Source organism: Mesorhizobium sp. M2A.F.Ca.ET.042.01.1.1 (assembly GCF_003997405.1).
GTDB lineage: Bacteria > Pseudomonadota > Alphaproteobacteria > Rhizobiales > Rhizobiaceae > Mesorhizobium.
In genome coordinates, this window is record NZ_RZRX01000480.1 from 1 (window position 1) to 2,285 (window position 2,285).

General features: G+C 63.4%; 2 protein-coding genes and 1 pseudogene. All 3 read right to left on the bottom strand.

Features of this window, described 5'->3' with window-relative positions; genetic code table 11:
* Positions 1–267: TatD family hydrolase (locus tag EOA23_RS33935; protein WP_189341818.1), on the bottom strand; the 267-nt coding region annotated here is incomplete at its 3' end.
* Complete coding sequence (gene metG / locus EOA23_RS33940) at positions 267–1,811, bottom strand: methionine--tRNA ligase (RefSeq protein WP_127307253.1); 1,545 nt, start codon at positions 1,809–1,811, stop codon at positions 267–269. The genes EOA23_RS33935 and metG, both read right to left, overlap by 1 nt.
* 127 nt (positions 1,812–1,938) lie before the next feature.
* Positions 1,939–2,285 (bottom strand): annotated as a pseudogene (locus tag EOA23_RS33945) (DNA polymerase III subunit delta'); the annotation flags it as partial.

Below are 2,285 nucleotides of genomic sequence, written 5' to 3' on the forward strand. Positions count from 1 at the left end.
CGCCGCCACCTTTGGATACTCGGCTAGCCGCACCAGCTCGTCGGCGGTGACGTCGAGTTCTTCCGCCGCATTGTGCGGATGAGTGCCGACCGAGCAATAGACTTCGTTGAAAGTTTCAGCGATTTTAAGGATCTGCTGGAAGCGCCTCACGCGCGTCGAGATCGTGACCATGCGGCCTATCCCGGCGGCGAGAGCGCGGGCGACGATAGCCGCCCGCTCTTCGGCGAAGTCCGGAAAGTCGAGATGGCAGTGGCTGTCGACCAGCATCAGGCGCCCTGCTCGACATAACGCGGGAACACGCCCTCAGGCGCCGGCAAAGCGGCGCCGGGCACCAGCGCGTGGTCGGCATGGACGTGCTCGAAAGCACGCTTGCCCGCAGGCACGGCCAGCAGGTCGAGCAGCTTGGCCGCCGATCCCGGAATGAAGGGCTGGCAAAGGAGTGCCACGCGTCGCACCAGTTCGGCCGTTGTCCACAAGACCGTTTCCATCCGCTCCGGATTGGTCTTCTTCAGCGCCCACGGCGCCTGGGAAGCGAAATAGCGGTCCGCTTCCGCCACCACGCCGAAGATCGCGGCCAACGCCAGATGGATGCCCTGCTCCGCCATCGCCCGGCGCGAAACGGCCAGCGCTTCGATCGCCTGGTCGAGGATCGCCGTATCGGCCTCCGCCAGCTCATCGCGCTTCGGCACCGCGCCGCCGCAATTCTTGGCGATCATCGACAGCGACCGCTGCGCCAGATTGCCAAGGCCGTTGGCGAGATCCGCGTTGGTGCGGTTGACGATCGCCTCATGGCTGTAGTTGCCATCCTGGCCGAACGGCACCTCGCGCAGGAAGAAATAGCGCACCTGGTCGACGCCGTAATGGTCCACCATCGTGAACGGGTCGATGACGTTGCCGACCGACTTCGACATCTTCTCGCCGCGGTTGAACAGGAAGCCGTGGCCGAAAACGCGCTTCGGCAGCGCAATTCCCGCCGACATCAGGAAAGCCGGCCAATAGACTGCGTGGAAGCGCACGATGTCCTTGCCGATGATGTGCGCGTCGGCTGGCCAGAAACGCCATTTATCATCGTTTTCATTGGGAAAGCCGACGCCGGTGATGTAGTTGGTCAAGGCGTCGACCCACACATACATCACATGCTTCTCGTCGCCAGGCACCGGCACGCCCCAGTCGAAGGTGGTGCGCGAGACCGACAGGTCCTTCAGCCCTGATTTCACGAAGCTCATCACCTCGTTGCGACGCTCGGCAGGACCGATGAACTCGGGCTGGCTCTCGTAGAGCGCGAGGAGCTTGTCCTGGTAGGCCGACAGGCGGAAGAAATAGCTTTCCTCCTCGACCCATTCGACAGGCGTCCCCTGCGGCCCGTAGCGCACATTGTCGGCGCGGACCTCGGTCTCCTCTTCGCCGTAATAGGCCTCGTCGCGCACCGAATACCAGCCGGCATAGCCACCCTTGTAGATGTCGCCATTGGCGGCCATCGCCTTCCAGATCGCCTGGGAGGACGCATAATGCCGTTCCTCGGTGGTGCGGATGAAATCGTCGTTGGAAGCGTTCAGCGCGCTCGCCATGCGCTTGAACTCGGCCGAATTGCGGTCGGCGAGCTCGCGCGCCGCGATGCCTTCCTTGCGCGCCGTCTGCAGCATCTTGATGCCGTGCTCGTCGGTGCCGGTCAGGAAGAACACGTCCTTGCCGTCGAGCCGCTGGAAGCGGGCAAGCGCGTCGGTGGCGATCAGCTCATAGGCATGGCCGATATGCGGCTTGCCGTTCGGATAGGAGATCGCGGTCGTGATGTAGAATGTGTCGCGTGACATGAATGAACCGTCATGAATATCTGAATGTGAGTTGTGGCGGTGGATATCGCATCGGAACGTCGATTGCCATCCCGAGGCCAATGCATGCCGCCCGAAAGTGGGCCAACGGCATGCATCGAACGAGCCGTCACATTCGCATCGCAGAATTCAGGCGGTCGATCATGGTCAGGGCGTGCTGCTTCTTGTCGAGGTTGTAGGTCTCGGCCTCAGATATCGTGTTAAGCGCCTCCTGCCAAGCCTCGGACAGCGTTTTGGCCCTGGCGAGGTCGCCGGACAGCGCCGCTTCGCTGGCGGCGGCCGAAAGCAGATCGAGCGCGCGGCGATTGAAGATGTCGAACTGGATCGCCTGGTCGCGTCCCGCCACGGCCTCGGCGAGGCGGTGGGCGCCGGCAATGTCGGGCTTCCCGGCCGTCACCAGTGCGTCGAGCGCGCCGGCGATCTCCAGCCCGCCATATTGGGTGAGCAGGATGGCGT